At 37.0% G+C, this 8,237-nt stretch carries 9 protein-coding genes and 2 pseudogenes; 9 read left to right on the forward strand and 2 right to left on the reverse strand.

All coding sequences use genetic code 11. From position 1 onward, the window contains the following. The 4 genes and pseudogenes from ACGLXV_RS17490 to clpB form a co-directional block, all read left to right on the forward strand. Positions 1-517, forward strand: a pseudogene (locus ACGLXV_RS17490) (carbamoyl-phosphate synthase large subunit); the annotation flags it as partial. Then, a complete protein-coding gene (gene argF / locus ACGLXV_RS17495; protein ID WP_391559632.1) occupies positions 514-1,467 on the forward strand; it encodes an ornithine carbamoyltransferase in 954 nt (317 codons plus the stop codon). The pseudogene ACGLXV_RS17490 and the gene argF, both read left to right, overlap by 4 nt. A gap of 77 nt (positions 1,468-1,544) precedes the next feature. Continuing rightward, positions 1,545-1,733 (forward strand): YjzC family protein, encoded by a 189-nt coding sequence (locus tag ACGLXV_RS17500; protein WP_119707237.1) that lies wholly within the window; start codon positions 1,545-1,547, stop codon positions 1,731-1,733. 93 nt (positions 1,734-1,826) lie between these two features. After that, complete coding sequence (gene clpB, locus ACGLXV_RS17505) at positions 1,827-4,412, forward strand: ATP-dependent chaperone ClpB (RefSeq protein WP_391559633.1); 2,586 nt, start codon at positions 1,827-1,829, stop codon at positions 4,410-4,412. Between the two features lie 60 nt (positions 4,413-4,472). On the opposite strand, the gene ACGLXV_RS17510 is transcribed toward clpB, so the two are convergent. Then, positions 4,473-4,661, reverse strand: coding sequence for a YjzD family protein (locus ACGLXV_RS17510; RefSeq protein WP_119707239.1), 189 nt, complete (start codon positions 4,659-4,661; stop codon positions 4,473-4,475). Between the two features lie 189 nt (positions 4,662-4,850). Between ACGLXV_RS17510 and ACGLXV_RS17515 the strand changes: the two genes are divergently transcribed. From ACGLXV_RS17515 to ACGLXV_RS17530, 4 genes are all read left to right on the forward strand, one after another. Next, entirely contained in the window at positions 4,851-5,588 is a 738-nt protein-coding gene (locus tag ACGLXV_RS17515; RefSeq protein WP_119707240.1) for a hydrolase, read from the forward strand. 70 nt (positions 5,589-5,658) lie between these two features. Beyond that, on the forward strand, positions 5,659-6,171 hold the full coding sequence (locus ACGLXV_RS17520; protein ID WP_391559634.1) for a hypothetical protein: 513 nt from the start codon (positions 5,659-5,661) through the stop codon (positions 6,169-6,171). A gap of 124 nt (positions 6,172-6,295) precedes the next feature. Then, positions 6,296-7,249, forward strand: a complete 954-nt coding sequence (locus tag ACGLXV_RS17525) for a BMP family ABC transporter substrate-binding protein (RefSeq protein WP_483880585.1) — start codon at positions 6,296-6,298, stop codon at positions 7,247-7,249. 13 nt (positions 7,250-7,262) lie between these two features. Continuing rightward, a complete protein-coding gene (locus tag ACGLXV_RS17530; protein WP_119707243.1) occupies positions 7,263-7,451 on the forward strand; it encodes a ComZ family protein in 189 nt (62 codons plus the stop codon). Between the two features lie 46 nt (positions 7,452-7,497). Here the strand turns inward: ACGLXV_RS17530 and ACGLXV_RS17535 are convergent, their stop codons facing one another. Beyond that, a complete protein-coding gene (locus ACGLXV_RS17535; protein ID WP_391559636.1) occupies positions 7,498-7,830 on the reverse strand; it encodes a hypothetical protein in 333 nt (110 codons plus the stop codon). 180 nt (positions 7,831-8,010) lie between these two features. Between ACGLXV_RS17535 and ACGLXV_RS17540 the strand changes: the two are divergent. Then, positions 8,011-8,237 (forward strand): annotated as a pseudogene (locus tag ACGLXV_RS17540) (3-oxoacyl-ACP synthase); the annotation flags it as partial.

An 8,237-nucleotide genomic window follows, 5' to 3' on the forward strand; every position in this document is an offset into this window, starting at 1 on the left:
GTTGTCGAAAAATGATGAATCATTGAATTTAAATGATCTCCCATTTGTTTGTGTGAAGTACCCTGTGTTTTCAAATTATGCGTTAAAAGGGTTAGATTCAAAGGTGAGTCCAGAGATGAGATCAACGGGAGAAGGAATAAGTCTAGCAATGACTTATGAGGAAGCGATGAAGAAGTCCTTCCACACCTTATTGAAAGACCGACCTACTGGAAAAGTAGCGGTAAAACCAAGTTATATTTCTGAAATCAAACAAGCTGGAATAGATGAAGAAGCAATTATAGAAGCAAATGAATTATCGGCAACCAAAGTTAAAGAAGAGGAAATTATTGCTTATTACAACCCTGATCAAGGACTTGAAGACAAAAAAGTAAGGGAAACAGCTACGAAAAATCGTGTACTTACATTTACAGAAGAAGAAACATTAGTAGCTTTCCTAGCTGGGCAAACAGTAAAGGAATTTACCGTTCATTCACTTAATGAATGGTTATCAAAGAAAAGAGAGGTGAAGCTTACATGATCTCGGTTAAAACCAATGAGAAAAAAGCTGACTTAAAGGATATGTTAACATTAAGAGATTACTCATCAGAACAAATTAATGATCTTTTAACAAACGCGATAAAAATAAAAAATGCTTTTAAGCTTGGAGAGTCATATACGCCACTAAAAGGGAAAATTCTAGGAATGATATTTGATAAGTCTTCCACAAGAACACGTGTATCATTCGAAGCAGGAATGATTCAGCTTGGAGGATCGGCAATGTACTTAAACGGAAAAGATTTGCAAATTGGAAGAGGGGAACCGATTTCTGATACGGCAAAGGTGTTATCAGAGTATATTGATGGAATAATGATCCGTACTCATTATCACCATACGGTTGAAGAACTTGCTAAGCATGCGTCAATTCCCGTCATAAATGGACTAACAGATATGTATCATCCATGCCAAGCACTTGCTGATCTTCAAACAATTTTGGAATGTAAAGGCTCATTAACTGGTCTGAAAATTGCCTATATTGGTGATGGCAATAATGTGGCACACTCCCTCATTATTGGTGCAGTGAAAATGGGGATGCATATCGCTGTAGCAAGTCCAGCTGGATATGAACCAAATCCAGAGATTGTGACGTATTCGAAAGAAATTGCTGAACAAACAGGTGGATCCGTGATTATTACAAACGACGCTGTTGAAGCAGCAAATCAAGCTGATGTTGTATATACAGATGTATGGACGAGTATGGGGCAAGAGGAAGAAAATGAGATTCGCCTAAAAGCATTTGCCAATTATCAAGTAAATGCAGAACTTGTAAGTCATGCTAAGCCTGATTACTTATTCATGCATTGCTTACCTGCTCATCGTGGGGAAGAAGTTTCACATGAGGTGATTGATGGCGAAAACTCAGTTGTTTTCCATCAAGCTGGAAATCGACTTCATGCCCAAAAGGCTTTATTAGTTGAATTACTTGGATAAAAAAGGATTCCTGCGATTTCGCAGGGATTTTTTTATTTGGGTAATACTATAATCGACCATTAGAAAGGAGTGGGATTATGGGACAAAACCATCGTTTTCGTTCAGGTGATAAGGCACCAAACAATGGTGTCTATATAGAGATTGGTGATACAGGTTCTATGGTTACGAACCCTAAAAAAATTAAGCTAAAAGCAGGCGAACGTTTCCCAGAATCAACAAATGACGAGCGCCAATGGACATACGCACCAAAGTACACTCATAACTAAGCAAGCCATCCTCTATGGATGGCTTTACTTATGCGAAAAATGGATTATAATAGAAATTGAATAAAGGTCAAAAATGGTCAAAGGAGGAGCCTTATGGATTTTCAATCAATGACTGAACGGGTGCAGGTGGCGTTTTCGGAGGCTCAAGCGCTAGCCAGAAAATCAAACCATCAAGAGATTGACGAAGCTCACCTTTTTATTTCTCTTTTCAAAGAGCAGGACAGTTTAGCAACTATGATAATAGAACGTCTACAGCTTTCAGTGGATCCGTACTTAGAACAGCTGGAGCAAATTAGAGAGAGAAAGCCCGAGGTATTAAGCGGTAATACACAAACCAATATATATATAACTTCTCTCCTTCAAAAACTTCTCCTCCAAGCAGAAAAAGAGAAGGATGCACTAGAGGATCATTACATGTCTGTAGAACATTTACTGTTAGCAGCAACTAGCATACATGAAACGACATTTAGTCAATATTTAAAGAAACATAATATTAGTAAGGAAAGATTATTTGAAGTTATTTATGAGATTAGGGGGAATCAAAAGGTGACTTCACAGAATCCGGAATCAACTTATGATGTATTAAATAAATATGGACGTGACTTAGTAGAAGAGGTGAAAAAGGGAAAGACGGATCCTGTAATTGGACGGGATGCGGAGATACGGAATGTGATTCGAATTTTGTCGCGGAAAACGAAAAACAATCCTGTTTTAATTGGAGAACCAGGAGTTGGAAAAACGGCCATTGTCGAGGGACTTGCTCAACGAATTGTTAGAAAAGATGTACCGGAAGGGTTAAAAGATAAAACCGTTTTTTCACTTGATATGAGTGCTTTAATCGCAGGTGCAAAATTTCGAGGTGAATTTGAGGAAAGATTAAAAGCAGTATTAAATGAAGTTAAGAAGAGTGATGGTCGGATTCTTCTATTTATCGACGAGCTTCATACAATCGTAGGAGCTGGGAAAACAGAAGGGGCGATGGATGCTGGTAATATGTTAAAGCCAATGCTTGCTCGAGGAGAGCTGCATTGTATAGGGGCAACAACTCTTGAGGAACATCGAAAATACATTGAAAAAGATCCTGCATTAGAACGCCGTTTCCAGCAGGTGGTCGTTCAGGAACCGAATGTGGAGGATACCATTTCTATTTTGAGAGGGCTTAAGGAACGATTTGAAATTCATCACGGAGTTAATATTCATGATCGAGCAATCGTTACAGCAGCCAAATTGTCTGACCGGTATATTACAGATCGCTTTTTGCCGGATAAAGCAATTGATTTAGTTGATGAAGCTTGTGCATTAATTCGTACCGAAATCGATTCGATGCCAACTGAATTAGACGAAGTATCTCGGAGAGTCATGCAATTAGAGATAGAAGAAGCCGCATTAGTGAAAGAAGAAGATAGTCAAAGTAAAGAACGACTTCATCATCTACAAAAGGAACTGGCAGACGTAAGGGAAAAAGTCGCTACAATGAAGGCTAAGTGGCTTACAGAAAAAGAAGGAATTCAAAAGGTCCAAGTAAAACGAGAACAATTAGAGAATTTAAGAAGAGAGCTTGAAGATGCAGAAAACCAATATGATTTAAATCGTGCAGCAGAACTTCGACATGGGAAAATTCCGACAGCTGAAAAAGAGCTTCAACTGTTGGAGGAAGAAATGAATTCGAAGCAAGGGGAACGATTGCTTCGTGAAGAGGTTACAGAGGAGGAAATCGCAAATATCGTATCTCGATGGACAGGTATCCCTGTTGTGAAGTTAGTAGAAGGAGAAAGAGAGAAGCTTCTTCGGCTAGAAAGCATTTTACAAGAGCGGGTAGTTGGACAATCTGAAGCGGTTGAGCTCGTTTCTGACGCCGTTTTACGAGCGCGGGCTGGAATAAAGGATCCCAATCGACCAATTGGCTCGTTTATTTTCCTTGGACCAACAGGTGTTGGTAAAACAGAATTAGCGAAAGCACTTGCGCAAGTATTATTCGATAGCGAGGAACAAATCATTCGAATTGATATGTCTGAATACATGGAAAAGCATGCCGTTTCTAGATTAATTGGTGCTCCTCCTGGGTATGTCGGTTATGAAGAAGGCGGACAACTAACAGAAGCGGTGAGAAGAAAGCCTTATTCAGTGATTCTTTTAGATGAAATAGAGAAGGCTCATCCAGAAGTTTTTAATATTTTATTACAAATGTTAGATGATGGAAGAATTACTGATTCTCAAGGAAGAACGGTAGATTTTAAAAATACAATAATTATTATGACATCCAACATTGGTTCACATATATTGTTAGAAAGTCAATCCAATAAGGATGAGGGAAAGGAAAGAGTACTTGAGTTATTAAGAACTCATTTCCGCCCGGAATTTTTAAATCGAATAGACGAAATTATTACCTTTAACCCTTTAGATTTATCAGCGATTAAAGAAATTGTTAGCAAACTAATAAATGAATTGAGTCAGCGGGTTAAGGAACAAAATATACATGTGGAAATATCGGATACAGCAAGAGAGTATATTGCTACACATGGATTTGACCCTGTATACGGTGCTAGACCTTTAAAAAGATATATTCAGCGAAATATTGAGACCCTATTAGCTAGGGAAATTATTTCAGGTAAAGTTAAGGAGAAAAACACTGTACAGATTGAATTGATAGACGGTAAAATAAAATTAAATATCCTTTGATTAAATTAAAAAGTCATCCTTTGAATATGGATGACTTTTTTCAAACATTTTTTATAAAGATTAATGTGTTTCATGACCGCTTGGCTCATTCGGTAAAACAGCACCAATAACAAAAATTAGTACCGTAACAATCACTCCAACTATGGCACCGGTTTCAAAATGAAACGCAACTCCAATCATGGACGAAACGACGTATGAAAGCATTTGTACTAATAAGAACGTCCAGAAAAATGTCCAAAAGTAACTCATTTTTTTCACCTCTTACATATTGAAATCTTCATTCATCTTACCATATTGCAATAAAATAATAAATGAATATTGACAAAACAAGGTAGAAATTTATCAGTCAATCCACCGAATTTAGGCTAATCTCCCTTTCATTTTAAATAATGATTCATACATTATTATGAGCAAAATGACGTTGAAGGAGTTTTTAGTATGGAGAACCGAAACTTTAAACTGGATACCGAATGGAATATGATTCATTATCCCGAAAAACCACGCGGTTTCGGTATCTTAATTATTGGTGATGAAAGACATTTTGTTGATGAGAAAAGTAGTTTTTGGACGCAAAATGAAGGGAAATGGACACTCATTCAAAAGCTCAGAGAATCAGGCTACACGGTCTTTTATTCCAACCTTTACGGAAAGCATTGGGGAAGTGACAAGGCAGTTAAGCTAGCGAAAAGACTCTATGAGTATATTATCCGAACGGAAATAATTAATGAAAATATTCATATTTTAGCTGAAGGTATGGGAGCACTTGTTGCCTTAAAGCTCATTGATATGATGGAGGAAAATATTCGTTCAACGGTGCTTATCAACCCTATTCTTTCTTTAAAAGACCATTTAGAGCAGGAAAAGGAGCATAAATTCTTTTATAAGAAGCTTATGAGAGAACTGTCTCAATCCTACGAAAAAGAGCATCATCAGATTGTTGAGTTACTAATAAGTGAGCAGGGTGACCGACATGTGAAGCCGAAAACCCCAACGAAGATTATTCATGTCCTGTCCGGAAATCGTGCATATAAACAATCCAATTTACTAAAAGAATTGTCAGTGAAGTGGGAGGATACGAATGCACCTGTTACTGTGTGTTATATGCTACCAGAGAAAAAACAGCAAATCGCTCAACAGGTTACAAAATTTTTAAAACAGCATGAAAAAGTACTGTAATAAAGAACTAAGAATATTGGTGACTCCCTGCACATATACTGGTATATCGAGTAACAGGGAGGCTTTTTTTATGGACAAGGTACTTGTACTTGGAGCTTTGGAAGAGCTCGGATTCGAAATGACCGCTTTACTATTAGAAGAAGGCTATGAAGTAAAAGGGATTCATCTTCAAACAGGAGACGAAAGGATCTATAACGATAGAAGGATGGAGATTGGAAGAAATGCAAATTTTAAAGAAATTGGTTTAAATGAGTGGCTTCAACAAGGTGATTTCACTACAGCATCAACTTGGGTTTTTCTGAATGGCTTTGACGAAAACGTAAAGAGTGTTTGGATGGATGAATATAGCAAGGTAAATAGGAAGTTACAGTCCATTGCTTCAAATTCTAAATCCTCAATTGTATTTATTCAGCCTTTCACAGAGTGGGAGAAACGAAATGATAATGAATATGATGGAAATGTAATGTGTTTTTTTGTATCGTTATCCCATAAAGTAAATGGTAGTAATGTAGGTGAAGAATTTGAACGAAAAGAGTTTTCTTCCATTTTTAGAGCAATAATGGACGTTGTTGGATTTCGGTGAAACAAAAAAATCTTTTCATTCTTTATATGTTAAAGGTAAAATGTAATAGATAAATAGTAAGTGAATTGGACTTTCATTTTTTAGTTGAGTGTCCTTTTGAAAGGCGGAAAAGAAAATGCGTAAGATGTTTGTTCGGGTTGGAGTGTTACTTCTTTTAAGCCTACCCTTCCTGACAAGCTGTGGACAACCTATGTCTTCTGGCGAGCTGAAAAAGGTCGGATTATTGGTGCCAGAAACAATCAACGATCAGGTTTGGGGGACCAAAGGGTATAAAGGAATGTTAAAAATTCAATCCCGTTTTAAAGTTGACGTTTATTATAAAGAAGACATGAACTCAGAGGCAATCGTGGAAAGAGCGGTAAAAGAGTTTGAGCAAAAAGGTGTTAATCTCATTTTTGGGCATGGCAATGAGTACGGTCCATATTTTAACAACCTAGCAGATAAGTACCCTGAAATACATTTTGTGAGTTTTAACAGTGATGCTCATGAGGAAAATACAACGAGCTTAAACTTTGAAGCATATGCTATGGGTTTTTTTGGTGGAATGGTAGCAGGAAAGATGACAAAAACCAATGAAATAGGAATTATCGCTGCATATGAATGGCAGCCAGAAGTAAAAGGATTCCTTGAGGGAGCTCAATACCAAAATAAGGATGTAGCTGTACAAATCGATTATGTCGGCCATTGGGACGATGATGATAAGGCCTTAAGCTTTTTGGATCATATGATGAGGAACAAGGTGGATGTAATCTATCCAGCTGGAGATGGATACAATGTGCCAGTTATTGAGAAAATAAAAGAAAACGGATTGTATGCAATAGGTTTTATTTCCGATCAGTCTGATTTAGGGGAATCAACTGTTCTGACGAGCACCGTTCAGCATGTAGATAGACTATATGAATTAGTTGCTGAAAAATACAGCAAGAACGAGTTGCAATCAGGAAACCTTACCTTTGATTTTCAAGATAATGTGATCTCCTTAGGGAAATTCAGCCCCGATGTGGACCAAGCATTTGAAGAAGAAATAACAGCTTTAATTACAAAGTATAAAGAAACTGGTGAATTGCCAAATCAATAGGAGGATTTTCAACATGTCTCAAGACAAAACAATGGAATTTATGGGGATTGCTATGAAATATTTACCGGAGGCTAAGGAGCAATTAGAAAATGCAGGTATTGAATTATCTATGGAGCTCATTCAGCCATTTATGACGTTGTTTACGAAAGTCATGCAGGAAGCATATGAACTTGGCGTAAAAGATGCAAAGCAAGAAGAATAAAAACAAGGCTGATTCTCGAACAATAGAGATATCAGCCTTGTTTTATTTATTTTTTAGAGTTTAAAAATGATGAAATGACCGGCTTGATTTGCTTATATAAAGGTTTCAGGCTTTGTGCAGATGTCATTAATGTGTCAAAATGATTCATAAGTTCTGGTATATTTACATTGTTTATTGCTTTTTCGATGGCTGTTTGGTTTTTAGGACTATTATTCAAAGATTCGTCTTTTGGGTGTGACCGTCTTTTTCCAAATAGCCATTCATGCTCGGACATTCCTTCAACACTTTCCATTTGCTCCGTCTCTTGATTGCTTTCTTTTCTAGATGGAAACATTAGTGCTGAAAAGGGATCTCTTTCATCTTCATTACTCAGCATCATTCTACCTCCTTTCGCCCTTATTAATAGGTTATGAAAAGGAATATAGAATGTATGGACGATAGAAGGGGAATGTACATAAATAGGATAAAAAGATTGATAAAACGGGGAACTACTGTTAAAATTTTAGTACCAAGTCATAATAATTGATAATAAATGTAGTTATATAAAGGAGCTGGGAACATGAAGGCGGGAATTATCGGTATTGGTAGATGTCTTCCAGATAAAGTGTTAACAAACGCGGATTTAGAAAAAATAGTCGACACCTCTGATGAATGGATTCGCACAAGAACAGGTATTGAAGAAAGAAGAATAGCTGAAAAAGATGTCAATACATCCGATTTAGGCTTCGAAGCTGCCAAAAAAGCGATAGAAAATGCGAATATTTCACCTGAGGAAATTGGGTTAAT

This window comes from Robertmurraya sp. (assembly GCF_036676585.1).
Taxonomy (GTDB): Bacteria; Bacillota; Bacilli; order Bacillales; family Cytobacillaceae; genus Robertmurraya_A.